At 41.2% G+C, this 26,447-nt stretch carries 27 protein-coding genes; 22 read left to right on the top strand and 5 right to left on the bottom strand.

Going from position 1 to position 26,447, the window contains the following annotated elements; genetic code table 11:
* Positions 1 to 77: 77 nt before the first annotated feature.
* The 7 genes from MHH46_RS17345 to glp all read left to right on the top strand — a co-directional run bounded on the left by MHH46_RS17345 (position 78) and on the right by glp (position 5,289).
* Positions 78 to 782, top strand: coding sequence for a dihydroorotate dehydrogenase electron transfer subunit (locus tag MHH46_RS17345; protein WP_076190203.1), 705 nt, complete (start codon positions 78 to 80; stop codon positions 780 to 782).
* Positions 775 to 1,707: a dihydroorotate dehydrogenase gene (locus MHH46_RS17340; protein WP_076098788.1), complete on the top strand. Its 933-nt coding sequence runs from the start codon at positions 775 to 777 to the stop codon at positions 1,705 to 1,707. The genes MHH46_RS17345 and MHH46_RS17340 overlap by 8 nt, the downstream gene beginning before the upstream one ends.
* Positions 1,708 to 1,731: 24 nt before the next feature.
* Positions 1,732 to 2,070: a hypothetical protein gene (locus tag MHH46_RS17335; protein WP_076190204.1), complete on the top strand. Its 339-nt coding sequence runs from the start codon at positions 1,732 to 1,734 to the stop codon at positions 2,068 to 2,070.
* 70 nt (positions 2,071 to 2,140) lie between these two features.
* Complete coding sequence (locus MHH46_RS17330) at positions 2,141 to 2,809, top strand: PspA/IM30 family protein (protein WP_076190205.1); 669 nt, start codon at positions 2,141 to 2,143, stop codon at positions 2,807 to 2,809.
* Between the two features lie 123 nt (positions 2,810 to 2,932).
* Positions 2,933 to 3,337: a DUF350 domain-containing protein gene (locus MHH46_RS17325; protein ID WP_036687618.1), complete on the top strand. Its 405-nt coding sequence runs from the start codon at positions 2,933 to 2,935 to the stop codon at positions 3,335 to 3,337.
* 14 nt (positions 3,338 to 3,351) lie between these two features.
* Entirely contained in the window at positions 3,352 to 3,858 is a 507-nt protein-coding gene (locus MHH46_RS17320) for a DUF4178 domain-containing protein (protein ID WP_076190206.1), read from the top strand.
* 168 nt (positions 3,859 to 4,026) lie between these two features.
* The gene (glp, locus tag MHH46_RS17315; RefSeq protein WP_076190207.1) at positions 4,027 to 5,289 is read left to right on the top strand and encodes a gephyrin-like molybdotransferase Glp; all 1,263 of its coding nucleotides are present in this window, start codon (positions 4,027 to 4,029) and stop codon (positions 5,287 to 5,289) included.
* 670 nt (positions 5,290 to 5,959) lie between these two features.
* Here glp and xerS read toward each other — a convergent pair.
* Positions 5,960 to 7,042 (bottom strand): tyrosine recombinase XerS, encoded by a 1,083-nt coding sequence (gene xerS / locus MHH46_RS17310; protein WP_076190208.1) that lies wholly within the window; start codon positions 7,040 to 7,042, stop codon positions 5,960 to 5,962.
* A 1,031-nt stretch (positions 7,043 to 8,073) separates the two neighbouring features.
* Here xerS and MHH46_RS17305 point away from each other — a divergent pair.
* From MHH46_RS17305 to MHH46_RS17260, 10 genes are all read left to right on the top strand, one after another.
* Positions 8,074 to 8,649 (top strand): hypothetical protein, encoded by a 576-nt coding sequence (locus MHH46_RS17305; RefSeq protein ID WP_076190209.1) that lies wholly within the window; start codon positions 8,074 to 8,076, stop codon positions 8,647 to 8,649.
* 770 nt (positions 8,650 to 9,419) lie between these two features.
* Positions 9,420 to 10,535 (top strand): site-specific integrase, encoded by a 1,116-nt coding sequence (locus tag MHH46_RS17300; RefSeq protein WP_076190210.1) that lies wholly within the window; start codon positions 9,420 to 9,422, stop codon positions 10,533 to 10,535.
* A 120-nt stretch (positions 10,536 to 10,655) separates the two neighbouring features.
* On the top strand, positions 10,656 to 11,165 hold the full coding sequence (locus MHH46_RS17295) for a GNAT family N-acetyltransferase (protein WP_076190211.1): 510 nt from the start codon (positions 10,656 to 10,658) through the stop codon (positions 11,163 to 11,165).
* A gap of 363 nt (positions 11,166 to 11,528) precedes the next feature.
* Entirely contained in the window at positions 11,529 to 11,630 is a 102-nt protein-coding gene (locus MHH46_RS17290) for a sporulation protein YjcZ (protein ID WP_197069683.1), read from the top strand.
* A 183-nt stretch (positions 11,631 to 11,813) separates the two neighbouring features.
* Complete coding sequence (locus MHH46_RS17285; RefSeq protein WP_076190212.1) at positions 11,814 to 12,437, top strand: TetR/AcrR family transcriptional regulator; 624 nt, start codon at positions 11,814 to 11,816, stop codon at positions 12,435 to 12,437.
* 61 nt (positions 12,438 to 12,498) lie between these two features.
* Positions 12,499 to 13,350, top strand: coding sequence for a hypothetical protein (locus MHH46_RS17280; RefSeq protein ID WP_081387750.1), 852 nt, complete (start codon positions 12,499 to 12,501; stop codon positions 13,348 to 13,350).
* Between the two features lie 31 nt (positions 13,351 to 13,381).
* A complete protein-coding gene (locus tag MHH46_RS17275) occupies positions 13,382 to 13,861 on the top strand; it encodes a flavodoxin domain-containing protein (RefSeq protein ID WP_076190213.1) in 480 nt (159 codons plus the stop codon).
* A gap of 241 nt (positions 13,862 to 14,102) precedes the next feature.
* Entirely contained in the window at positions 14,103 to 14,975 is an 873-nt protein-coding gene (locus MHH46_RS17270; protein WP_076190214.1) for an AraC family transcriptional regulator, read from the top strand.
* Between the two features lie 54 nt (positions 14,976 to 15,029).
* Positions 15,030 to 15,989: a phosphotransferase enzyme family protein gene (locus MHH46_RS17265; protein ID WP_081387773.1), complete on the top strand. Its 960-nt coding sequence runs from the start codon at positions 15,030 to 15,032 to the stop codon at positions 15,987 to 15,989.
* Positions 15,990 to 16,167: 178 nt separating this feature from the next.
* Positions 16,168 to 16,908: a class I SAM-dependent methyltransferase gene (locus MHH46_RS17260; RefSeq protein WP_081387751.1), complete on the top strand. Its 741-nt coding sequence runs from the start codon at positions 16,168 to 16,170 to the stop codon at positions 16,906 to 16,908.
* 171 nt (positions 16,909 to 17,079) lie between these two features.
* Here MHH46_RS17260 and map read toward each other — a convergent pair whose 3' ends face one another.
* Positions 17,080 to 17,826: a type I methionyl aminopeptidase gene (gene map / locus MHH46_RS17255; protein WP_076184402.1), complete on the bottom strand. Its 747-nt coding sequence runs from the start codon at positions 17,824 to 17,826 to the stop codon at positions 17,080 to 17,082.
* Positions 17,827 to 17,833: 7 nt separating this feature from the next.
* The gene (locus MHH46_RS17250; protein WP_339168078.1) at positions 17,834 to 18,379 is read right to left on the bottom strand and encodes a TetR/AcrR family transcriptional regulator; all 546 of its coding nucleotides are present in this window, start codon (positions 18,377 to 18,379) and stop codon (positions 17,834 to 17,836) included.
* 579 nt (positions 18,380 to 18,958) lie between these two features.
* Here MHH46_RS17250 and MHH46_RS17245 point away from each other — a divergent pair.
* From MHH46_RS17245 to MHH46_RS17230, 4 genes are all read left to right on the top strand, one after another.
* Positions 18,959 to 19,771 (top strand): hypothetical protein, encoded by an 813-nt coding sequence (locus MHH46_RS17245; protein WP_076190217.1) that lies wholly within the window; start codon positions 18,959 to 18,961, stop codon positions 19,769 to 19,771.
* 538 nt (positions 19,772 to 20,309) lie between these two features.
* Positions 20,310 to 21,272: a YafY family protein gene (locus tag MHH46_RS17240; protein WP_076190218.1), complete on the top strand. Its 963-nt coding sequence runs from the start codon at positions 20,310 to 20,312 to the stop codon at positions 21,270 to 21,272.
* Positions 21,273 to 21,379: 107 nt separating this feature from the next.
* A complete protein-coding gene (locus MHH46_RS17235) occupies positions 21,380 to 22,006 on the top strand; it encodes a type 1 glutamine amidotransferase family protein (protein WP_076126738.1) in 627 nt (208 codons plus the stop codon).
* Between the two features lie 229 nt (positions 22,007 to 22,235).
* Positions 22,236 to 22,646: a DUF3889 domain-containing protein gene (locus tag MHH46_RS17230; protein WP_405132501.1), complete on the top strand. Its 411-nt coding sequence runs from the start codon at positions 22,236 to 22,238 to the stop codon at positions 22,644 to 22,646.
* 355 nt (positions 22,647 to 23,001) lie between these two features.
* Here the strand turns inward: MHH46_RS17230 and MHH46_RS17225 are convergent, their stop codons facing one another.
* Positions 23,002 to 23,937 (bottom strand): Gfo/Idh/MocA family protein, encoded by a 936-nt coding sequence (locus tag MHH46_RS17225; protein WP_076190219.1) that lies wholly within the window; start codon positions 23,935 to 23,937, stop codon positions 23,002 to 23,004.
* A 111-nt stretch (positions 23,938 to 24,048) separates the two neighbouring features.
* Between MHH46_RS17225 and MHH46_RS17220 the strand changes: the two genes are divergently transcribed.
* On the top strand, positions 24,049 to 25,005 hold the full coding sequence (locus MHH46_RS17220; RefSeq protein WP_076190220.1) for a YafY family protein: 957 nt from the start codon (positions 24,049 to 24,051) through the stop codon (positions 25,003 to 25,005).
* A gap of 163 nt (positions 25,006 to 25,168) precedes the next feature.
* Here MHH46_RS17220 and MHH46_RS17215 read toward each other — a convergent pair whose 3' ends face one another.
* Entirely contained in the window at positions 25,169 to 26,413 is a 1,245-nt protein-coding gene (locus MHH46_RS17215) for an MFS transporter (protein ID WP_076126732.1), read from the bottom strand.
* Between the last annotated feature and the right edge of the window lie 34 nt (positions 26,414 to 26,447).

Below are 26,447 nucleotides of genomic sequence, written 5' to 3'. Positions count from 1 at the left end.
GTGTGAAGTTTGTCACAGATTTTATGCTCCTTCTAAGGCAATCTTAATAAAGATAAAATTTGAAGGAGCTTGATAACGTGGGGACGGTTCTAAGTAACGAACGGCTGACAGATGGTGTGTATCACCTTAAGGTAGAGACGAATAGTGGCGGAGCAATGGGTCAATTCTACATGTTACGGGCATGGGGAGCTTACCCCATCCTATCCAGACCCTTAAGTATACATGAAGTACACGAGGATAGTGTTGAATTTCTGTATCACGTAGTTGGGGAAGGTACGGAGATATTCTCACGACTGGGTTCAGGTGATTCGGTAGAGCTTGAGGGCCCTTTTGGAAATGGATTTCCACAGGTCGAAGGGAAGGTTGCACTCATCGGCGGTGGGATCGGAATTGCACCGCTTTATTATTGTGCGAAGCAGCATCCGGGGAGTGATATTTTTTTGGGCTTTAGCCGTGAAGCTTACCGGACAGAAGCGTTTCGCCCACTTGCAAGTGAGCTTGTAGTCGATGTTGGCGGTTTAATTTTGGATAGTGTGGATTTCAGCCAATATGATCATGTCTTTGTCTGCGGCCCACACCCTATGCTTAAAGCTGCTCAACGTAAAGGCATTGCTGCTGAAGAAGCAGGCAGTAGAACGAAAGTATACCTTTCTCTAGAGAACCGAATGGCTTGTGGGATTGGAGCCTGTCTGGTCTGCAGTGTATCCTGCCGTGATGGTCAAAAGAAGGCCTGTGCAGACGGACCTGTGTTTCTTTCTGAGGAGGTGCTTTTCCATGACTAAGTTGAACACAACAATTGCTGGCGTTCATTTTAAAAATCCAATTATAATGGCCTCTGGAACGTTTGGTTTTGGCCGTGAATATGGCAAGCTGTATGATGTGTCTCTGCTGGGCGGAATCTCTGGCAAGGGGTTAACCCTCAATCCGAAAGCGGGGAATCCCGGCACTCGTGTATACGAGACAGCTTCTGGTATGCTGAATAGTGTGGGACTCGAGAATCCGGGTGTAGCTGCATTTTTAGATAAAGAATGCCCTTATTGGGAAACACTCGACACCGCTCGTTTGGTCAACCTGGGTGGAGGCACACTTGAAGATTATGTTCTTGGAGCTGAGATGATTCAGCGGGATGCAGATGCTCGTGCGAGTGCAGGTAAGACAGCAGTAGACATGATTGAATTGAATATTTCTTGTCCAAATGTTAAAGAGGGCGGCATTGCGTTTGGGATCCAAACTTCAGAAGCTCAAAAAGTAGTACAGGCTGTTAGACGCGCAACTAAACTGCCCCTCGCTGTAAAGCTGTCGCCGGGAGCCGAAAATATCGTTGAAATGGCACAAATGTGTCAGGAGGAGGGTGCAGACGCTGTCTCGCTCATCAACACTATCTCAGGAATGAAGATTGATGTTCGCCGTAGAAGCAGTGTATTCAATAACTTATATGCTGGATTGTCTGGACCTGCGATTAAGCCTGTCGCTCTGCGTATGGTGCATCAAGTCGCACAAAACGTAACGATTCCCGTGATCGGAATGGGTGGCATCACTTCAGCAACGGATATCATCGAGTTTATTATGGCAGGTGCTGCAGTTATCCAAGTGGGAACTTATAATTTCATGAACTTGCGTGCAGGTAGTCAGCTAGTTGCAGAGCTTGAGCAATTTATGGTTGAAGAAAATATTCAATCACTAGAGGAAATACGGGGCATTATATAAAGTGAAGTAGTGAGGGGAATACTAATGACTACTAACCAGATTGATCCTGAGGATATTGAGCTGAAGGCGACGGCTGTCGGATGTGATCTCTTGCTCTTAATTAGTGGAGGTGTTCGGCATATTGGTGCGACGAGTACTGCTTATCTGGAGGGGGAGCAGGTTAAAGTACTGACTTCAGCGGTTCCTCATCATAAAGAGTACACGATAAGCGAGCCCATTGCGATCAGAGTAGCTGAAGCGCTGAACAAGACGGTCACAGTAGTGATGGGGATTCATTACGACAATCTCACGAAAGAAGGTATTATGGAAGTCGTGGAAATTGTGAATTTAAAAGTAAATCAATATTTAGCGCAACAAATATGAAACGGTAGTGGCAATTCTACGTAAAAGATAGCATGTGAGGAATTAAATTATCTTTTGGAGGAATGAAACCATGTCTATATTTAAAAGATTGCGCGATTTAACCATGTCTAATGTGAACGCGATTATTGACAAAGCAGAAGACCCGATTAAAATGACAGATCAATACATTCGTGATATGACCGAAGATTTAGAAGATGCAGAAAAAGCTGTAGCGGCGCAAATCGCCATTGAGAAGAAATTCAAACAGCTGTATGAAGAACAAGAAGCGCTTGTTAACAAACGTACCCAACAGGCTCATGCAGCAGCTCAAGTGGGTAATGTTGACCTTGCTCGCCGCGCTCTGGAAGAGAAAAATGCTGCTGAAGCTAAACTGGTAGAATACAAAGCCAGCTTTGATCAGAACAAAGCCTCTGCGGATAACCTTCGTGGCAAGCTTGAAGAGATGCGCAAACAGCTTACCCAAATGAAGAACAAACGTGAGACATTGGTTGCACGTTATAACGCTGCCAAAGCTCAAACCGAGATCAACAAAGCAATGAGCGGATTTAGTTCCGATTCAGCGTCTGCAGGACTCAAACGTATGGAAGATAAAATGCTGCAAGCAGAAGCTCAGGCTGAAGCCAGCAATGAGATGAGTTCAGGCAATAAATCTCTGGATGATGAATTCGAGAAGCTGAACAAAGATCAAGCGGTTGAAGATGAACTGGCGGCTCTGATGAAACAATACGAGAAGCAATAACATTTGATCTTTAGCCGGTTCACGGCTGGTGTTCACAGGCGAAGGGGAGACAGAAATTCGTTTCTTCTTCGCTTTATCTATGCTTATGAAAGGCATGCAAAATGATTAAGCGGGGGCTATAGAATGGATCTCCATATTCTGGTGTCCATGGTCGTGTGGACGGTGAGCGGCGCTGTGTTGCTGTTTGTACTGATGTATATAGATTCACTTTTTACTCGTTATAACGATATAGAAGAGTTAAAGGCTGGAAATATGGCGGTGACTACACGGTTTGTAATGAAGCTTTTAGCTCAGGCCTTCATTTTATCTTCATCGATAGCGGCTTCTAATAGTTTGTTAGATGCGTTGCTGATTTCGTTGGTATCATTTTTGCTTTTATTAATTTTAGAAAGAACGGTTCGACTTCTACTAGCAAATTGGGGGAAGCTGGATCTGGATCATGGTACACAGCTTGGTAAAATCGGATATGGCCTGCTATCAGGTTCACTGCAAATTACGGGTGCTTTAATTATTACTGCCTTTATGTAGGAGGAACGATCAAGTTGAGTATGTGGAAACGTATAGGTAACCTTTTCTCTAAGCCAGCGCCTCAGGAAGTTCAAAAAAATATGCTTAATTTGTCTCCCGGAGACATTTGTGAAGTATCACTTGTCACCTATGAAGTTACTGGCCGGACACATAATCGGGGCCGTAATGCTGTTGTTCTGACCCTTAGAGATGGAAGCCAGATAGCTTATCTTCATATAGAAGAGCGGGAACAGCTGCAATATGGATTGTACAGACCAATCGATGGGCGGTTAGATAATCCTGCTGAGGTTCCAGCAACGCTTGAGCTCGATGGCTATACATTTTTCCTGGAGGAAGAATATGAAGGTTTTGTTGCTGTTGCAGGTCAAACTCCATTTATGAACGGTGGAGAGCAGCATGTGTGGCAATATCAATCAGATGATTCACGTCTACTGCGTGTAGAGTGGCAACATGGACGGTTTATGCTTTATGAAGGGGAGAAAATAATCCCTGGGGATGTAAAGGTAATTAGAGCATCCTAGACTAGTAGAGAAGTAACGGATTACTATACCGGAAAAAATATTGTAGAAAAGGCTGCTGCCCATAAACATGGATGGTGGCCTTTTGTGTTTATAATTTTACTTCAAGAGGTCTCATGTTAAAATAATACCTATTACTGCAAACATCGACGATTCAGAGCGGAGGTCTTTATGAAGGATAATAAATTTCAGCGTGAAGCACTGCAAGTAAAAGAAGCTCAGGCCAAAATAATCAAATATGCCAATCCGCTAGAATCAGAAGACGTATCGCTGGATGAGTGTTGTGGACGTTATTTGGCTGAAAAAGTGATTGCTCCACACCCATTTCCTGCGTTTAATCGTTCGAGTATGGATGGATATGCGATTATCGCGGGGGATACCCATAACTGTGTTAATGGACAAGTGGTATGGTTAGAAATTGTGGATAATATTCCGTGTGGCGCAGTGCCTGCGGTAGATATAACTCCGGGAACAGCCGCAAGAATTATGACGGGTGCACAAGTACCGGTAGGGGCAGATGCTGTGGTGATGCTGGAGGTCACGGAGAGACGTGAAGAGGAAGGAAAGACTTACGTTGGTATTCGAAAAAAACTAGAAGCAAACAGCAATATCACACCTCAAGGTTTCGAATTAAGCCAAGGTGATCTTGTATTGCCTACAGGAAGGTTAATCTCTGCGGGGGATATAGCTGTTCTTGCAGCGTTTGGATTACATACCGTGAAAGTCTATCGTCGTCCCAAGGTAGCCATCTTTGCCACAGGAACAGAGCTGCTGGAAGTGCATGAGCCGCTGGAGCCTGGCAAAATCCGCAATAGTAACTCCCCTATGCTAGAAGCTCTAGTCAAAGAAACAGGGGGGGTTCCAGTAATGTTAGGCGCTATTGTGGATGATCTGGAGCTGGCTAGAAGTAAAGTACAGATGGCGCTGGAAACTTATGATTTTGTGATTACAACGGGTGGCGTTTCTGTGGGCGATTATGATATCATGGGCGACTTGGTTCGCGAACAAAGTGGTAATATGTTGTTCAACAAAGTGACGATGCGTCCGGGAAGCGTAACTACTGCTGCGGTTAGAGGGGGTAAGCTGCTGTTAGCTTTATCAGGAAATCCGGGGGCTTGTTTCGTTGGGTTTCAACTGTTTGCACGACCTGTGATTTCACTGATGCAAAGTTCTTCTAAGCCTTTTTTACCGGAATGGAGCGCTACACTCGGCACAGATTATAAAAGAGTGAATAATTTTACTAGATTTGTGCGAGCTCGGTTAGAAATTAATGACGGCAGCCTGTTTGCTTATCCGGCACTCATTGATGAATCTTCCGTAACGGTCACGATCAAGGATAGCGACTGTTTGATAGTTGTACCCCCAGAAGAAAAGGGGCTATCTGCCGGAGATAAGGTAACAGTGATCAAGCTGCCAGGAGAGATTCGGGGCTAGATGTGGAGGGTACTCTGGCCATCGATGATTAAAAGGTATTTGATATCCACGCACGCACAGAAATCGCCATATAATTGCTGGGTCAACGTTATTATTGCCAACATTTCAACATATGAAAAATTCACAATAGATAAACAAAAAACAGTTTTCGCGCTAACCCAATAGTCGCTTACAACCGGTTTAAAGGGAGATTTTACCCCAGAAACTAGAATAAGAAAACCCACTTGCGTACCGTAAGTGGGTTTTTAGTGCAACAATAAAAGGGTTAGGGGTGCCCGCCGGTTGTACTCAAATTTGAAAAAAAGCGAGAATGAAATGCCCGGGTAGGCAACACTATCATAGCAATTCTCCTATCGGAAGAGTCGCTGCTCTGCTGGTTGGAGTTATTAGCCTGCACCACTGCCGAGATTAATCCCCCGCGGATGCTTAAGGACTCAGATGATCTTATTTGTTTATTTATCACCTTTTAAGCGGGGTTTCGGACCTCAGCGTCGCTATTTCATAGAATGGAGCTCATATTTACGTATTTCAGGCCAATAGCGACCTTGGGGGTCCGTTAGCCACCCAAATGTGAGATAATCCTGCATTTAAGGTCCGCTGAGACCGATAACAACTCTGCACTAGCGAAGAGCGGCTACTCATCCGAAGTATAAGCTCCCCTTGGTGATGATTAATTATCGGTACGCCGCTCGATCGCCTCGGACATCGTTTTATCCGTTAGATGAGCGTAGATCTCAGTTGTTTCGGTGGATGCGTGCCCGAGCTGTTCCTTCGTTTTATAAATATCATTTTGCAGATAATAATCTGTTGCAAAAGAATGACGCAGCTTATGAACCGTAAGATACGGTTTACCAAAGCGTTTAGCGTACTTAATAATCATTTCTTGAATCGCACGTTTGGTCATACGTTTGCCTTCTTGACGCCCGTTAGGGAGAGAGATAAACAAGGCTTTTTCTCTCTTGGGTGTTTTGTAGCGAGATTGGCGCAGACTAAGATAAAGAGCTAGATCATCTTTAGCTTGCTCTCGAAAATAGACAGGTGTCTTGAACGTTTCGTCATTATTCCCTTTGCGGGTGACATATAGCAGCTTGTTGTTAACATCCAAATCGTCTACGTTTAGATTGACTACCTCAGACACACGCAGGCCAGAGTTCAGAATTAAGCTGGCAATACAGGCGTCGCGCTCATGATTTAATTGAAACGAATAATAAGCCTGTTTGTTACCTTCCACATCCCGTCCATAACCTTCATAAATGTACCCCACAAACTCCAGTAATTCCTCATCTTCCAAAATCTTACCCTTTAACTTAGCGGCAGTATCCTTTGGCTTATGTGTTCGTTTGACCTCAACCTTAGCCATAATGTTGCGTTTAAGCAATGGATAAAAGTTCTCATCCTCGGCGATTTGACTTAAATAATGAAATAAGGAGCGTAATGCAGATAACTTACGGGATACAGTAACTCGAGTGTTCGTTCCCTCGGCGCGAGTAGTTAGATGCAACCGATATCCGACAATACTGTCCATATGTAGGGTTTCCAATTCTAGAAGTGTGATCTCGGTATTTGAGCCGGCTTGAGATAAGCCCTCTGCACGCAACCAGCCGAAAAAAGATTCATAATCCCGGATATACTCCAGCAGTGTGGAAGGGGAGAGATCAGGGCGTTTATAATCAATAAACTGCTGAACGAACCAGGGCATGAGGGGTAGCTTTTGATCAAGTTTTTTACGGTCATCGTTCTTTTGAACGCTCATGTGATTCACCTTTTTCCATAGATTGCATAAAATCTCTTCCTTCTATCTTAACATGTTTTGTCCCAGATTGGACTTCGAATGAATGGGAAACTAGGTCCGAGCCTTGCTCCTGATGCCGCTAAGCTTTATGATGTGAAGTAAAAATCATATGGGCTATTTTTAGCCTTCTGAAAAAGCCTTGAAAACACTGAGAAAGCTTACTGTTAAAGGGTTAGTGACGAAATTGTATTTACTGACTTGTACTGATAAATGACTGGAAATAAGTCGTTTTGACTGCTTTTTGTGACCTGTTTGTGATTTCTAAACCGAGTCAAAGCATGTGACAATGTTTACCCTAAAAGGGAAAACAGAAACTCATATATAATTCACCGTTCAAATCACGGATTTTCTGTAAATAGGATTAATACTAATGAACTCTTGAACCGTTAGGGGATGTAGCCACCGGAAAATTTCCGATTGTCGGGATTCACGATAATTGACAGACATCTACCGTTTTGGGAACCCCAAAGCAAGTAAAGGGGGGATGTTGAACATACATTGTCTAACCTGTCCGTCAAATTTGACGGAGCGCTATGGTGATACGAAATAACTAACATTACGCAAAATTTTGCTGAACGATGGGGTGTATTGAACTTATGTAACAGCAAAGGGGGACGAAATTTCATCCTCCCTACAAAAGTTGGTCAGGTGTTTCTTTTATGTTTATAACAGTAAAATTGTATAATTAAGGATAATGTTACTGTTAGCTAGTTGTTTTCTATCAATTACACAAGTGTAAATGATTCAAATAACTAATAAAATAATTAATTAGGGGATTTTAATGTAAAACAATATCCACGTAAATTACAATATAAGGTAAATGATGTGTGGAAAAATATTAAAAATTGTCGATTGAAAACAAAAATTGTAGAAGATATGATACTTATAAACAGATTAGTAATTATAGTAATAAGATACTATAAACAAATAAGGGTAATAATGGTATAATAACAATGTAATCCAAATTAATATATCTCTGGGAGGCGATTTATTTGATTAAACTACTAGAACTAGGCTTAGCAACATCTCTTCTGTTGACTCCTGCTGCTTCTGCAACAAGTTTTGGAGATTCAACGACGACGCAAAATTCTACAGTATCTACAGTAACTCCAGTGTCTGAAGTTTCTACAGTATCTCCATTCTCTGAAAATACTGATGTAATTCATTTTGGTGAATATACTTTTGAAAATAATATTATTGAAGGGCCAGGTACGAGGTTACAGGTTGGAAATGGGATTGAACCACCATTAGTTTCACTTTTCTCAGAGGCGTATAAGATAATCCCTGTTTCTCATACAGGTGGAGCTTTTAATGATTCATTTACTTGTACAGCTTCTGATGGTGTTAACTTAAATATTTGGATGAAGAATAAGAGCAGTAATCCAGTTCAATTTCAAATAAAATTGAATGGTAGCGTGTTTACAGATGTTAAGATTGCTGCTGGTGAGCAGAAAACAATCTCATTTAAGGATATGTTAGGTGGCGGAATAACTGATACTTTTGGAGTATATATCTACAGTACCACTGGACATGCGCTTAATGTTGATGTAAGTGCAAGACAATTCTAAAGATTTAATCTATAGAACATAAATATTTAATGCCCTGCCAGTCGAACATTTTGGTAGGGCATTTTTGTGTTGCAATTTAAAATATGATTGGAGATGGTAACAATTAACATATCTTCATGCAACTAAAGTGATCACTACCCACATAGAAGTCTGAAATATGAGAGTAATCAAACAAATCGTAGCTTAGAATTGATGTGAGAGGAATAGTTAAACTCAACATAACCATAATCAACTTGAGGACAGCCAATGCAGTTGGATGGCTACGGAATACTACTTGCGTCTTGTGCAAGTTTTATGACGGTGTACTTGACCTTGCACTTTAGTTATTGTTCATAGTTCAAGTTAAAATCAGGATGCTAATACCAACTCTATTATATTTCCAGCACTGGCAAGCAGTACTGTCAAAATAATAGACCTGCCGCACCATCCTCTTGCCTACGGCAATTCACCTTCACGGCTCGTTATGGATTGCTTACACTTTCATAATTGGATGGGGTAGGAAATCAGGAAAACGGGGCTAAATCATGGATAAACCTTATATATAAAGAAACTCCACAATTTGGCGCAAATATCACTTCAATACTACTCGTAATTGGTCGAAGATACTTAGTGCATGAAGAAGTTTTTGATAAGTGGCTAAGAGAAGGAAAGTGATTAATATGATTAATAATACATATAGTTAACATTATATAGGAGTCAAAATCATGTGATATAATATAAGATAGTCACATGCTTTGACTCCTATTCTATTAGAGTGGGAGAGTGTTGAAATGGCAGTTCCTAAATACGATGAAAAAACCAAGACTTGGAGATTTATATTTGATTATCAGGATGAAACTGGTGAAAGAAAACAAATAAGAAGAAAGGGGTTTAAGTCTAAGCGTGAAGCTGATGAAAAAATGCTTGAACTCAAAAACGAGGTCAACGCTGGACAATACTCTTCTCCAAACACATTAACTGTTGCTAATTTCTTTGAGGATTGGTTCAAGACTGATAGAATTCTACAGGTTAATGAGACAACTTATTATCATAATTATTTGGCTTTTAAAAATCATATTAAACCTAAACTCGGTAACATAAGACTTCAGAAACTTACCCCAATGCAATGTCAAAAATTCGTTACAGGTATGCATGAAGAGGGTTATGCAAGAAATTCAATTGATAGAGTCGTAACAGTTGTAAAGAAGGCACTAGACAAAGCCATAATGTATAAAATTATCAAAGACAATCCAATGCGAAAAGTAACACTTCCCAAGTATGTGAAACTCGAAATGAAAATATGGACTCTTGAACAAACTATGGAATTTTTAAAAGTAGCAAAAGATTATAGATTTTATTGTGCTTATGCACTAGCTCTATATTGCGGACTTAGAAAAGGTGAAATATGTGCACTAAGATGGCAGGATATCGACTTTGAGAAAAAAGAGCTTGCAGTCAATCAGACATTGGTTAACTTCGGAAAGACCATTAAACAAGGCGCAAAAACATCGTCTGGTGTCCGTAGAGTATCTATACCAAACGCACTTATTGAGATCCTAAAGGAACAGCGAAAAAAGTATTTAGAATTTAAGTTGCGGCTAGGATCAAGATTCATTGATATGGATTTGATTATTTTTAATTATAAAAATGGGAAGAATATCTTTCCAGACGCTCTTACTACAGCATATAAAAAAGATTTGATAAAAGCCAATATGCCACACATCCCGTTCCATAGCTTACGTCATACCCATGCTACGATTCTGATAAAGGAAAACATTAATGTGAAGATCCTTTCAGAACGAATGGGACATTCTAAAGTCGGCATAACGTTGGATACTTACAGTCATGTGATCCCATCTATGCAGCAAGAAGTTGCAGACACGTTAGACAGGGTAATGAGTCTTTAGTAAAAAAAATGTGACCTATTTGTGATTTTGACCTGATGGAGAAGAGAAAACCCTTGGTACTAAAGGGATTTTTGGTTGAAACATGATGTGAAGTAAACATAAATGTCAGAGGTGCACATAATGAAACTTGAAATTGAGCTGGTTCCCAAAGAACGTAAGCATACTATAAGCAGATTAATGCAGTTCTACCTATATGATTTCACCAGTTATTTAGAATTTGATGTCAATCAAGACGGGGTATTTCCGGCCTATCCGGGACTAGAAGCTTATTGGAGTAGCGGAAATAATAAATTCGCATATTTGTTTAAGGTGGACGGGCATATTGCTGGTTTTGCTTTGGTGGACAGGTTATTGCGTAATCCTGAAGGCCAGTTTTATATGACTGAGTTTTTTGTGATGCAAAAATACCGCCGAAGTGGTGTAGGTACATGGGCTGCGCATAAGCTCTTTGATATGTACTCTGGGGAATGGAAGGTTTCACAAGTCCGTGCGAATACACCTGCTCGTGATTTCTGGCATAAAGTGATCGGGGACTATACCCATGGAGAGTTTCAAGAGCGCTTTAATCCACAGCAAGGCAACCCCAGCCAATACTTCAACACATTAACTATTAATAGGATTAAGAAATAAAAACCGTTATATTGCTGGTTTCTTTTAGCTATGGAGCTTGTTACTAACGGCAAATGGATTGAAAAAGGGGCTAAGCGAGTGAGCGCTAGACAGTAGAGAATGACAAAGAGAGCGTCAAGACGGAAGGTCAGGAAATTGTGATTTTTTATAAAACTGGCTAGCTATTAAGAACATATACGAATTGTGATGTAGGGAGCATCTTATGCTCTCTATTGAAGTTAACATAACATTAATTATGTTAACCTATTAAACCATTCACCATAAAAAAGGTCGTTGGTTTATTTTTTGTGTTCAAAATACCCAGTCAGTGAGGGCAATATTGCATATCTTATGATGTACTCAATTACAAAGGAGGAGTCAACAATGGGCGAATTTGCAGGAGGATACGGTGGTTTCACTTCCACAGGAGCTATTCTGGTTCTGTTTATCCTGTTGGTTATCATTACTAAAACCCTCTGTCTGTAATCCTTTAACTTCACAAATTAAAGGTTCCGTCAGTCTAAATGACTGGCGGATTTTTTATGTCCGATATGTACATTGGGGGAGGAGAATACATGTGACTAAGGAGATTGACATAAAATAATTCAAAATATATATTGAACAATGTTCAAATATTAAACGGTGTTCAATCCACAAGGAGACGAATTTATGACTAAAGAACAACGAAAAGTACGTGAGCGTGAAGAAATGAGAAATCTGATCCTGCAAAATGCAGCTTTATTGATTGCCGAAGAGGGAATAGAGAAGCTGTCTATCCGAAAAATCGCTGAGAAAATCGAATATTCACCGGGAATTATTTATCATTATTTTAAAGGCAAAGAAGAGATTATCGAGAACTATTTGCAACAAAAATATACGGATATGCTTTCTGAGCTTCAGTCTGTGCAACAAGAGGTACAGCAGGAATTACCTCCAGATACACTTTTAAAACGATCATTGGAGAAGTTCATCAGGATGTCTCTTTCTATGGGTGTAGAATACCGGAATGTCATGCTAAACGATGCACCGGCTGTTCTTAGTTACACGGCTGTTCTATTTAGAGGAGCTGCACAGGAACGTAAAGCGATTGGGATGCTCTGCCAGGGTCTGCTCAGATTTGAAGCACAAAAAAACCGTGGAAAAGCTTTCGTAGAACTCACAGCTCAGGTGATATGGAGTGCAGCATTCGGTTTAATTATGCGTTTGCTTGTCGAAAAGGATCTGCCTGATGATCAGGTCGAAGCTCTGATTTCATGTCATTTGGATTCAATGGTTGCTATTGCTTCCAGGTGAAATCTAAATATTTTTATGAAGGGATGGGGCGGTTGTTATAAAACATATAAGGAAAGTCGTAGTGCTGTCGGTGATGATTTCGGTTATTGCAGTGTTTGCAACAGCGGTTGGGTTGTTTTCAGATGGGATAAGTGATAGAACAAAATATACTTTCACGTCAATATGGGGCGAGGATGTAAAGCTTCAGGGGTCAGGAGTGTACAGCCATGATTCTGTCTCTGCGGCGGCACAAGCTAAAGCACAGGATGGAGTTACATTATTTCTTGCCATACCTTTACTGCTCAACTCGCTCATCATGACAATTAAAGGCTCGATAAAGGGGAGGATGCTCCTTACGGGCACTCTGGGGTACTTTTTATATACTTACGCATCCTACAGCTTTCTGACGATGTACAATTCATTGTTTTTAGTTTATGTGCTGTTGTTTTCCTTAAGTTTTTTCGCATTCATCCTAGCCTTATTTTCCTTTGATAAAGAATCCATACATACTTACTTTAAAAACAGTTTACCTTCTAAAGGAATCGGCTTTTCCCTAATGGTTATTGCTTTTATGATTTTATTGCTCTGGTTAGGGAAAATACTGAATTCACTACTGGGGGGAACACCGCCACAAGGGCTAGAGCACTATAGTACATTGGTAATTCAAGTTTTGGATCTTGCGATCTTAGTCCCATTAGCAATTGTAACGGGGATTATGGTCATTCGTAGACAACCTTTTGGGTACCTACTGGCAACTGTCGTTGTTTTTAAAGGAGTTACATTACTGCTAGCAATTACGGCAATGCTGGTGGCAATGATCTATAGCGGTGTGGCTGTGTCTATAGCCGAGTGTGTAATTTTTCCGACGATGACTGTAGCTATTGCTGCTTGTATGGTTATTTTGTTAAAGCATGTACGTGAACCCTTAAGATAATAAGTGACCAGCGCGGCAGGGAGTGATTAGAATGAAGACAATAATTATGTATACCTCGAAATATGGGTGTGCGGAAAAAGCGGCTTATTTATTAAAATCTCAACTGTGCGAAGAAACCGAAGTAGTTAATTTGATGCATGTTAAAGAGCTGACACTAGAACGATATGATACGGTCATCTTGGGAGGATCTATTTATTATGGAAAAATCCAAAAACAAATGACTGATTTTACAACAAAATATCAAAATGAACTAGGGAAAAAACGAGTAGGATTGTTTGTTTGTGCAGGAGCAACAGGTGAACAGGCCTCACAAGAATTGAAATCTGCGTTTCCAGAAGTGTTATATGACCAATCGGTGACGAAAGAAGTTTTTGGAGATGAAATCTATGAAGAGAAGCTAACTTTGCTAGACCGGTTTGTACTGCGGATGGTAAAAGGAAAAAATAAGAACGTAAATGGGTTGTCAAAAGAGACGATCGAGCGTTTTGCTCTTGCTATGAAAAGGTTGTGAAAGTGAGTGGACGATCGAGCTTCTGAACGCACTTCGGATTATAGTTAACATAATTATTATTATGTTAACTATAATTTTGACAATCAAAAAAAGTAGTCCTTCTTGTGAGAAGAGAGTAACTTCCTCGTATTGAGTCTCTGTTCATCGAAACATGAAAAAACCCTACAGAATCGTGCAGATAAAGTCGGGAAGATAAAAACCATCTCTGATAACCTTATAATTAACGAGGGGAGGCAACGTCATGGATACGCTGGTACAACTGAACAAAGCAATAAGCTATATTGAGGAGAACCTAACAAATCCCATTGATTATCAGGAGGTTGTGAAAATAGCCTGCTGTTCGGAATATCATTTTACTCGTATGTTCTCCTTCCTAGCAGGCATTACTCTGTCGGAATACATCCGGCGTCGACGTCTAACTTTGGCAGCACTCGAGCTTTCACAAAGTAATATCAAAATTATCGATGCTGCTCTGAAGTATGGTTATAATTCGCCGGATTCCTTTTCTAGGGCTTTCCATAGCATACATGGGGTTAGTCCTTCGGAAGCTCGGGTCCATGGACATTCCCTTAAGGCGTTCCCTCGGATGTCGTTTCAGCTGACTATCAAAGGAGGAAATGAAATGAATTATCGTATTGAAAAAAAAGAATCTTTTCGCATCGTGGGTATAAAAAAACGGGTTCCAATCATTTTCCAAGGGGTTAATCCGGAGATTGCATCGATGTATGAAGGGTTGACGCCGGAAATGATTGATGAGATGAAGAGATTTTCTGATGTTGAGCCCTCAGGATTTATAAGCGCCTCTACAAATTTCTCTGAAGGACGTATGGAGGAAAAAGGAGAGTTCGATCATTATATTGGCGTTGCCACTACGAAAGACGCATGGAATGGCTTGGATCAGCTGGAAGTGGAGGCCTCTATGTGGGCTGTATTCACAGTCGTCGGCTCTTTTCCGAGTGCGCTACAAGAGATCTGGGGGCGAATATATTCGGAATGGGCTCTGTCATCGGGATATGAGCTAATTAAAGGGCCTGAAATTCTATGGAATGAGCACAAAGATATCACATCGCCAAATTTTAAAAGTGAAATATGGGTGCCTATCACTAAGAAATAAAAGAGTTTGGTTGGACTATTGAAACTGAGCGCTGAATATCCTTTCACAACGAGGCTGCCGCGAAAAACATTCCGGCAGCTTCGTCAAGCTATAGGCAGGATATTTCGAAAATGTTGTAGAAGTACAACCTATCGTGTTAATGACAGAACGGGAAAATCATATTTACTCCGCATTCATGAACCTTTTATAGAGGACATGAAAGGTCTGCAACATACATACAGCGGCATTCTTGGAGAATTGCAAATGCTTGAGAAGCTGGGAAGCTGGAGCACCAACGAAATACAGACTCCCGTAAGAAACAATGAGGGTGAACTTATTACGATCAGTGAATACGAAGGTGAACTGCTAAACTGCTCCGTCCTCACCTGGTTGGATGGAAGAGACATGAATATGAATGATGTTAACAATCTTGAACTGGTAAAAGAACTGGGATCTCAAATAGCAGAACTGCATACTTTTTTTCGGCAGTACGAACATTCAGGTATGGAGATTCGCCCGAGTCAAGGCAAAGCTTATAATGAACGGATGATCCGTGTGATTCATTCGGGTGTGAAAAACAATTTATTTACGCCTTCTGATGCTAATGTCATTGAACAAACGCTGCAATTGATCAACTCCCGGTTAGATGACCATGGCGGAGAGGCTGGCCCGGACCTTATTCATGGGGATTTGTGTATGGGTAATATCATCATCACAACCGAAGGAAAGGTGCGTTTTATCGATTTTGGCTTTTTCGGAAAAGGTTATGCTTTACTTGATGTAGCCATGGGAGCTATGATGCTACCAACCGATCGAAGAGATACTTTCCTAAAGGGTTATTACAGAGAGTGTGAAAATACAGCGAAAGATCTACAGCAGTTGGAAGGTTTAATGTTGGTCGCTATTATTGGGTATTACGTCTTCCAGATAGAGAATGTACATGTTCATGACTGGATGCGTGAAAGAATGCCCAAATTATGCGCTGAGTATTGTCGCCCCTTCCTCAATGGTGAAAGTATATTTTATAAAATATGAAATGGAACGTTCAGGGTTGAACTAACTAGGACTGGTATGTTTGATGAAAATTGATTATAACCGTTTATCACCAAACGTGTTATCAAAAAAATAGTAAAATAATACTGTTAAGCGCGATGGCTGTCGATTAGCATTTATTTCGATTATATTCTAACAAGGAATGAAAGGGGGAATGGTGTTGATTGAACATAGCAATCTTGAAGAATTTCAAGATCCGGTAAATTACGATCTTGAATTTAACGGTGAAATGGACAAATATCAGTTCTATCTTGAGCTTGCCAGATCGAGTCCTGGGGAAGTGTTAGAACTTGCTTGTGGTACAGGCTTAACAACGATCCCCCTCTCGAAAGCCGGTATAACAATGACCGGTGTAGATATCTCTTCAGCGATGATTGCGTATGCGCGGTTGAAGGCGAAAGGGCTGACTGTTACTTTTATGGAAGGTGATGCCCGTACCTTCGAATCGGACAAGCGATTTTCGATGATTTATTTGACTGGTAATGCTTTTCAGGCATTTTTAAGTGATCAAGATCAAAGCGATTTGCTCACGACCGTTCACAAACATTTACAACCTCATGGAATCTTTGCATTTGAGACCCGAAATCCGGAGGGAACGGATTTATCCGATCAAGAGGAGACAGAATGGGGATCATTTATTGATAAGGATGGAAATAACGTCAAGGTATCAGGCACCCAATGTTACGATGCTGGCCAGCATATCATGCATTGGGTCACGATGCGTGATTGGGGGTATAAGCGAACGACCTCCCGAATTGCTTGTCGGTTCACGGATCCGAATACGCTACATTCTTTATTAACTCGTCACGGCTTTTGCGTCGAACATCAATATGCTGACTGGGATAAAACGCCGTTTTCTCTGTCATCTTCATCTATCATTAGTGTTTGTAGGAAATGTTAGGAGAAACGTAATGCATTGCGATAGACCCCCCCTCAGATTGAGGGGGATTTTGTTGTTTCTAAGTTTAGCATCCTTTTCGCATTAAGAATTCAATCGGTCCGCGGGCCATTCGTTTTCTGCTCAGTAAATAAAAAAGAAGTCGACCCTCTCGTTGGTCGGCTTCTAATTGTTCTATTGCGCGGTCAGGATTTGTGGTCCTTCAGCGGTGATGGCGATCGTATGCTCGTATTGGGCGGCGAGCTTGCGGTCCAGCGTCCGGGCGGTCCAGCCGTCCTGATCAATTGTCATGTTGTAGGTGCCTTCAGTGATCATGGGCTCGATCGTGAATACCATGCCTTCCTTGATGCGGGGGCCTTTGCCGGGCTTGCCGACATGCATATAGGTCGGCTCCTCGTGAAGGTCACGACCGATGCCATGAGCGAGAAGGTCGCGCACGACACCGAAGTTGTTCGATTCGGCATGCCGCTGGATTGCGCTCGTCACGTCTCCGAGCCGATTGCCGGGCTGTGCCTGCGCGATGCCGAGGTCAAGGCACTCCTTCGTGATGCGCATCAGCTTCTCAGCCGTCGGTGAGATCTTCCCGACCGCATAGCTCCAGGCTGAATCGCCGAGCCAGCCGTCGAGCTCCGCTACCGTGTCGATCGTCACGATATCGCCTTCCTCAAGTGGCTTATTTGTAGGGAAGCCATGTGCAATTACGTCGTTGACGGAGGCACAGGTCGCATATTGATAGCCATTGTAGCCCTTCGTATAGGGTTTGGCGCCGTGCTTCAAAATAATATCTTCGAATATGCGCTCAATCTCGTTCGTTGTGATGCCCGGTTTGATGAGCGGGGCAATTGTGCGATGGCATTCGGCCACAACCTGGCATGCCTTGCGGATGGCTTCGATTTCATACTTGCTTTTTAAGATAACCATGTTTGTATTAGGACTCCTTTGTAATGGCTTGCATCGCGAGTTGGGCGATTCGATCGACGTCCAGCTCGGAAGTGTTCGCATAGTAGTGCAGACCGCAGCAGCTGACCAACACGGCAAGCATAAGGTCGACGCTGTCGTCTTCGCGCTGGATGATCGATTGGAGTGGAACATACAGTCTTTCCGTGAATCGTCTTTTGGCAGGATGCCGATCCTTCTCTGGCAAGCCTGTAAAATGTTCCGCTGCCATTTTGTAGACGAGATATGCGCGGGCATCAGACTGCCACAACCGGAGTAACGTCTTGCAATACGTTAACAACTGCCTGTCGTCAGGGGTGTCCCGGCTGATGTTCGCCCATTGAGTCAGGGTTTGCTCACATCGCTCGAAGCCGCTGCTCAGCACATCTTCTATTAGTAAATGCCGGTTGGGGTAATAATGGTATACCGTGCCATAACCGAGACCAGCCTCGCGGGCGACGTCGCGAATATCAAAGCTTCCGCCCGTACGGAAGTAGGTGCGCGCGGCGAAGTCCAGGATTTGTTCCCTGCGCTGCATGCGTATGAGCTCATTTTGTTCTTTGGTACGGGGGCACATGGGCGCGTTAACCTCCTTTTTTATAGACCTGCAAATTTGTCAATATAAAGAGTGTAACGTATGAGGCGGAGAAATGCAATTATCTGTTGGCGTTCGATGAAAACAACAAGGACACCATCGTTGCGTCCTTAAAACGAAAGAAGAAGAAGCTCGAAGAAGAAAATAAAAAGTTGCGAGAACAACTTAAGTTTTCCTATGCGGATGTCTATCAAAGGATTCGAGGGAATGAATGTTAACTTATTCACTTACGGGCAGCTTAGTTTAAGATCAGACTCGGTGAACCGTATCATAAATAGGGGCAAGTTTAACCTTTGAAACCAGTGAGCTAGGATCAATTTCGTTTCGAGTTAATGTAAATAATAGCCGTTATTTTAAAATATGCGACAAGAATTGCATTTAAGGAAACATTATTGTATGATTTTGGTGTGTTAAAAATTGGAAAATTTAATCGTCATTGTGTGGACAGTACGGAAACTACTTCAGCAGTTAATTATGGCGTAACCAAAGTTTCTTATACTCATTAACTAAGGAGAAGTAGCCTTGCGTAAGAGAAAATATGTTAGCATAGCCTCAATTACATTGATTGTGATGATGGTCGTTCTATTCTTCAGTATGAAAAATGTTCTTTTCGACGGCTCTTCTAACAAATCAGAGGAACAGGCCGCCACAACAACCCGTGAGATGATTAACGAGACAGAGAAACCAGCTGGCACAATAACGAATAAGGGAACCAATGAAAAGAAGAGCGTAACCGCGATGGAGGCACTGCGCCTTGGGTACTCAGAGGCGAAGAAGCTGACGGAAGAAGAGCCATTACTTATTAACATAACAAGCACGGATGACACTTCTGTTTCCCAGGAACGAACCGATGGTTCGGATGGAACAAGAGATGCTTGGAATCTCGAATTTGGCAGCAAGAAAGGGAATGTTTTTATTTATATCAAGATCGATAATGGAATGGCCATTAAGACTGATGTGAAAAAGCACGATAAGAATTTACTTGTAAAAGGACAGTATGCGATATCTGATATTCAAATTGATTCTTCCGATGCAGTTAAACAAGCTGTTGAGAGACTGGGGATGAAACCAGGAAATCCTGCTATAGCAGATGACTGGATCAAGGGGTATCATTTTACTATCAGCGGGTATAATACTGATCCTAACTCCTCCAAAACACGTCTGCTGCTAAGAGTTATGGGTATCTCACCGAATTCTCCTAATCGTGAGAATGATAGTTTGAGAATGAGCGCTTTCTTTGATGTCAAAACAGGCGAATTGATGAGCGCTACCGAGATGACAGGCTTCGACAAGGAAGGGAATACCATGTGGAAGAATAGTGAGCTTAAATACTGATGACGGCATAAATAAATGAAGAAGGAAGATATTTTCATAAAAATACAACATATTACCAAATAAAGAGTTATTATTGATGGAACTTACCGTGCGTTACTGCTCATGAGCAGACGCATGGTAAGTTTGTTTTTGTGTAAAGGCGTTATTAACTGTCTACTTGGTAAAGGCTATACGCATCACTCAAGTTTATTGAAACTGGAAATATCCATTCTTCCAGGTGATGTATATGCTGTGTATATTCTTTAGTCCCCTGAACGGCGGTTAGGGCAATTGGAACCTAGCGGATCAAAGAAAGAGCATTCTGCAAAGGATGGCCCAAAAACTTACCGTTACAAACAGCGCGGTGAACTGTATCACAAGTTGTGGTAAAGTAGATTGTTGGGTTGAGCTAAGAGCAGCAATGTTAAAAATTGCAGATTGTTGTTTATAGATTGCTAAGTGAGGATTGAAAGGCTGAAAGATTGATGAATAAAGGGATGCAGGCGATTCGCAAAGCAAATAATTTAGTGCGATCCTAATAAAAGATGAGGTATATGTAATGCCAAAAAACGATAATATGCTGGCAATCCTATGGATGCTGAATTCGGGTGTTAAAATGACCGCAAAACAAATATCCGAAAAGTTAGAAATAAATATAAGGACAGTCTATCGGTATATTGATGCGCTAAGTGCCAGTGGAGTGCCTATAATATCGGACACTGGTCATAATGGCGGGTATAGCTTACTGAATAATTTTATCAGAGCACCTCTGCTATTTGATATTGAAGAAAAAAAAGCACTTCTTCATGCTGCTGTTTTTGCAAAAGAAGCGGGATACCCTTTGAGTGAGGCTTTAGGTAATGCGACATCCAAATTGAAAATGTATTCGAATCAGGAACAGGAAAGTGTTCTCAGCCATCATTTAGCCGGATTTGAAGTTATAAACCGTAGGGGAGACCCTTCTATTCAGCCAGTATTGGCGGAATTGGAGCAAGCTGTAGCAAACGAATTCTCTGTAGAAATTGATTATCACACACGCCGTGATGATCAACCCAAGACTAGGGTGATAGATCCCTATGGAATGGTGTACTGGAACAATAAATGGTATATTGTTGCATTTTGCCACCTGAGAAATGAGATCCGCAGCTTTCGGGTAGAACGGATTTTACAAATCAAGCGGACTCAAAACATATTTAAACGTTCCGAAGCTTTTTTGGCTCGGGAATTTTTTTTGCGAAATCTATTACCTGATTTAGTCGGCAAGGACGGGTTAATTGCTTTAATTATCGAAGGTAGGTCAGAGGCGTTGGATGACTTATGCCTGCATTGGTTTTTGGGGCATCATCTGAAAGAGCGTACATCAAATCAAGCAATCTTTTTACTTGAGGAAAAATCAATTCATACCTATGTTCCTAATTTTCTCTTATCCTACGGGAAATCCATTCAAGTAATCGAACCACAGAGTTTGAAGGAAAAACTTGTTGGTGTTGTGTCGGAGTTAATGGAATATTATCAACTTTAAAAACTTCACTGACAGCGGATGTCAGTGAAGTCATTTTATAATGATGATAATCATTGATTACCTGGTTGGTATCACTTGATGAATTGTAAAATAGGGAGAACTTGCAAATGAATAATACGGTATATCTTTATGTGTTTGACACAATGGCAGACTGGGAAATAGGTTACTTAACTGCCGAACTGAACTCGGGAAGATATTATAAAAAGGGGCTGGCCCCATCAAAAATAGTTACCGTGGGAATTGATAAGACTCCAGTAACTACAATGGGCGGATTAAAAATATTACCTGACATCAAATTGGATGATTGCAGTATTGAAAGATCCGATCTATTGATTTTACCCGGTGGAGATACATGGACAGAAACCATTCACCACCCCCTCTTAAAAATCGCTGAAAGGTGTTTAAGGGAAGGTATATGGGTTGCAGCGATTTGTGGTGCTACAATGGGACTTGCCCAGACAGGATTGCTGAATTCACGTGGGCATACAAGCAATGATCTGGAATACCTTAAAATGATCTGTCCCACTTATACAGGAGAAAAGTATTACAAAATGGAGTCTGCTGTAACTGATGGAAAACTGATCACCGCATCTGGAATAGCTCCGTTGGAATTTTCTGCACACATCTTGAAAGCTTTGGATGTGTTTTCTCCAAAAACATTAGACGCTTGGTATAGCCTTTATAAGACTAGTGATTCTAAATATTACTATGAGTTGATGAATTCAATACAATAAAAGATATGAACACCCAACGACTTTACATCTATTACCCCATATATAACAGTGTGTTATATATGGGTAAGGACAAGATGCCGTATGAGTAACAATGCGATTTAAAATATTCGTTCCACAGAAATCCTAACGGAGTACGATAGTTAAGCATAAAGGGTTCCACATATTAGTCATGACTAATATGTGGAACCCTTTATTATATCTGACTTTCCTAAATCTAGATCTTGATAAATTGAAAAATAAAGTTGTAGACTGCACGCTGGCGTTAAGTTGTCTAAGAATACATTTGGATAAAGTGGGAGATATTACTGAAAACTTCTCCAGATGGGCGGTTATTATGAAAAAAATACTGATATCATTTTTGGCGATACTTATTTTTTCCACTGTTACAGTAGAGGCTGCGCCTGAATACGCAAAATGGGGCAAAATTGCAGTAGAGGAAACACAAAAACGATACAATGCAGTCATAATTGATTATAAGCACATTGGTCGTACTGAACTAACACCTAAAAAGTCTGAAGAGAAATTCAAACTATGGATTAGAAGCAAAGCAGGTAACGAGTTTGGAGTTTTTGTATCGATCCAATTTGACCCGCTAACTGATACAATCCAATCGATTCAGTTTTCCGAAACTAATCGTTAGATTTAATAAATCTCGCGATTACGCTAATGGGGCACGATAGCACAATGACAACAGGCTGCCGAGATCATAGGCAGCCTGTTCAGCTAACTTATCCTCTAATTGAACTATCTTAATCCCAAGGATGAAATCCCTCCAAAATGCTGTGAAATAACAGCTTTTTATGAACAAAAACTAAGCATAGCGTACCAAAAAGAACTGAATTTACTACTTTATTCTACAATTTCAACATATGAAAAATTCACAATAGAAAACTCAAAACCTATTCCTCTCCCTAGCTACTATCCACTAATTCTACAAATTCTACACCCATACAAACAAAAACCATGAAAAAGGATATATACACCAACCCTTATGTTTAAACAAGCTTTTTTTCTATTTTTATTGCTAATTCCATAGCTTGTAAGGCATAGTCTAACTCGATTATTGATGTAGAACCCTCCTCTAAGCATTGGAGAGCATGCGTAATACTCTTTTCAAAAGGATTAGCTTGTTCTAACAAAAGTTGCTGTTTACCTGCTGAGGTATATTCAATTAATGATCCTTCAACCGTGCCATTCATGTCGTCACTTTCTTGATAGACTAGCTTTCCTTGTTCAAAATAAGCCTCATACCCTACGGAAAAAGGATAACCAGCTGGCATTTGTGAGGATACAACGATCTCTGCGGAGACATTCGTTTTCTGAAAATGGGTACGCACTAAAGCTTGTTCACTTCGTCCACCATCGGTTCCCCACACAAAGTATTCTGCTAACGATCCAAGCAGCCACGTTACAAAATCAAGTTCGTGAATCATCAGATTTGTGGAGATAGAATGAAGTCCGAGATCCCCCCAGAGAGGAGACGTTTCTCTTTTTAAGGTGAAGGCTAAAAGCTTTCCATATTTCTCATTAGAAGTGGTTTCGTATAAATATTTGTACGCAGGATCAAATTTAATAAATTGGTTCACGAGAATTCGTCTGCCATACAATTGTTCTGCTTCCTTCATCGCAAAGGCATCTTCAATGGTAAAGCATACGGGGGTTTCACAGAATACATGTTTTCCATGCTTAAGCGCCTCAACGGCATATTGCCTATGTAAAGTCACGGGCAGACAGATATCGATCACATCAATCGTGGTATCAAGCATGATATCCTCTATATTTGTGGTAATCTCAACGCCTAACGTTTGTTTTAAATTTTGCAGCTTAGCTTTATTTCTACCATAAACAATAACTTTGTCTACACGCTCATTTTTCGTCAATAATTCTGCATGATAAGCTCCGAACCCTGTTCCTAATACGGCAATTTTCATATGTTTCAGCTCCCTTTTTGTAATGAACTAATCATAACCTGTTATTGTTGACAACATCATGGCAAGAATTTTGAAGTATACTAGATAAAAAAGAAAAGCTCGGAGGTTCTCATGCGCTTGCATCGTTTGATTGCTATTTTATTATTAGTGGAATCGAGAGGGAAAATGAAGGCTAATGAACTAGCTCAAGCCTTGGAGACCTCTGTACGTTCAATCTATAGAGATATTGATGTGCTAGCTGAAGCTGGAATTCCTTTGTTGTCTATGTCGGGGCCCAATGGTGGCATCTCCTTAATGGAGGGATACACAGTTAACCTGAAGCAGTTACATGGTGAAGATGTAATCAATCTATATTTAACAGGTATGGGCATCTATTCTGGGGGCCATTCTGAATCGGGTCTTAAGCTGAAGACGACGCTGTTGAAATTACAAAAAACATTGCCCGCATCCTACCAACCTGACATTCAGAAAGCGCAAAAACGCTTTTTTTTCGATGACACACCTTGGTGGACAGAACGAATAGAAATTCCCTGTCTGGAATCTATTCGGACAGCCGTTTGGCGATCTCAGAAACTACAGATTGCGTACCAAAAGGTTAGCGGAGAAATATCATGCAGGAAATTACAGCCCTATGGTCTTGTGGTGAAAAAAGAGGAATGGTATCTTATAGCCTACTGTGAAGAAGCTAAGCACATCCGCACATTTAAATGTGAGCGAATTGCCTCTACGCAGCTTGTGGAAGAAGAGTACTCTATACCTATGGATTTTTCATTAGAAGAGCACTGGAAGCAGCAGGGACAGGTTTTTAAGCAAGCTTGTAAAGAGGAAGAGGTCTATCCTGTTGTGATTAGAGCCGATAAGAGAACAAGGTCTTCTTTATCTCAGCTAGAGGTCATGGAAATGAGAGAAGAAGGGGATGCATTCATTTTAAAGGTGAATATGTTTGGTTATGAAAGTGCATGTGCTAATATCTGGAGCATAATAGGACATTCCGAAATCATTGAGCCCTTAGAGCTAAGGCAATATGTGAAAGGCCAGTTGAGTTTTCTGCAGGGAATATATGATTAACCGTTTTTTCTATGTAAAAGAGACCGTAGCTATTGCATATTCTGCAAAGATACGGTCCCGATTTTCTGATAAATGAATTAATTCATATAGTTAGTTAACATAATAATGATTATGTAAACTAATATGAGTATGATCCAGTAAATGACGTATTTAATTGGATAAGTTATCCTTTTATTGCTCTAGTTTCAACACCAAGTGTTAATTTCTCTCTGGCAACAAGTCTTTTGTGCGCTACGAGAAGAAAAGGAAGACCAAAAGCTGTTGTTAAAGCCAACGGTACGAAGATCGCAAGGCCATTCTGAGCGCCATAATGGTCTAACAACACCCCGCCGAAGATAGGTGCCATAACACTCCCTAAATTATTAAAGCCAATCGTACCAAAGTACGTCCCTTTCATTTCAGGTTTGGCAATCCGATCGATCAACATATCCATCATCGTAAAGAGTAAGACTTCCCCTATAGTGAACAGAACTACACTGATCATTAATAGAGCCACACCACCTGCAAGCCCCACTAAGAGAAGACTAAGTGCAACGCAGATATTCCCAAGGATTAAAGGGACAATCGGCGGGAATTTACTTGCCGTTCGTACAATGGGATACTGCACTACTAACACGGTTATAGCATTCAGTGACAACATATAGGAGAATAATTGCCCACCATTGGTGAAATGCGTATTCATCGCTAAATATTGAGCCATTGTTGAGCCGAAGTGACCGTATCCTAATACACAAAAGATGGTACCCAGGAGTACAGGTAGGAACACACGGTCTTTACCGGTGATTGTCAAAGCTTCGAGTAAACGTGGTGCTTGAGCTTGTGTACGGGCGGGCATGCTTGAACGATGTGCCTTAAATTGCATGAATAATACAATTCCATATGCAACATATACGATTCCTGCGATTAGAAAAGGAAAAGTTGATTCCGCAGAGCCAAGCTGTAGCCCAATGATTGGACCAAATACTACACCAAGATTAATTGCTGCATATCTAAGATTAAAGACAAGCAGCTTACTCTCGGGTGGTGTAATATCGGACAAAAGTGCCCGTGAAGTAGGCTCGAATACAGATCGACATAAGCCGTTCAAGGTGTTCACCAGGAAAAATACCCATAGATGTTGAGCCACTGAGAATCCGAAGAAGACGGCTGCCCAGCCAAATACCGAGATTAACATGACGATTTTACGACCAACAATATCAGAAATATAACCGCCATAAAAACTGGCCAATACGCCTGCCAGCGAGCTAACCGCGACCGTAATCCCTGTTTGTGTCGGGGAAGCTCCGAGAACTTGGGTTAGATAGATGGATAAGAACGGGATGCTCATCGAGGTCACCAGACGTCCGAACATGGTGCCGATGATAATTGTCCAGGCTAGTGGGTGAATGTGCCTTAGATGCTGATTCATAATGATTACGATCTCCTAGTCTTATTGCTCTAAT

The sequence above is a fragment of the Paenibacillus sp. FSL H8-0175 genome (assembly GCF_045040615.1).
GTDB classification, from domain to species: Bacteria; Bacillota; Bacilli; order Paenibacillales; family Paenibacillaceae; genus Paenibacillus_AQ; species Paenibacillus_AQ odorifer.
This window is presented reverse-complemented; position numbering and strand designations above follow the sequence as displayed.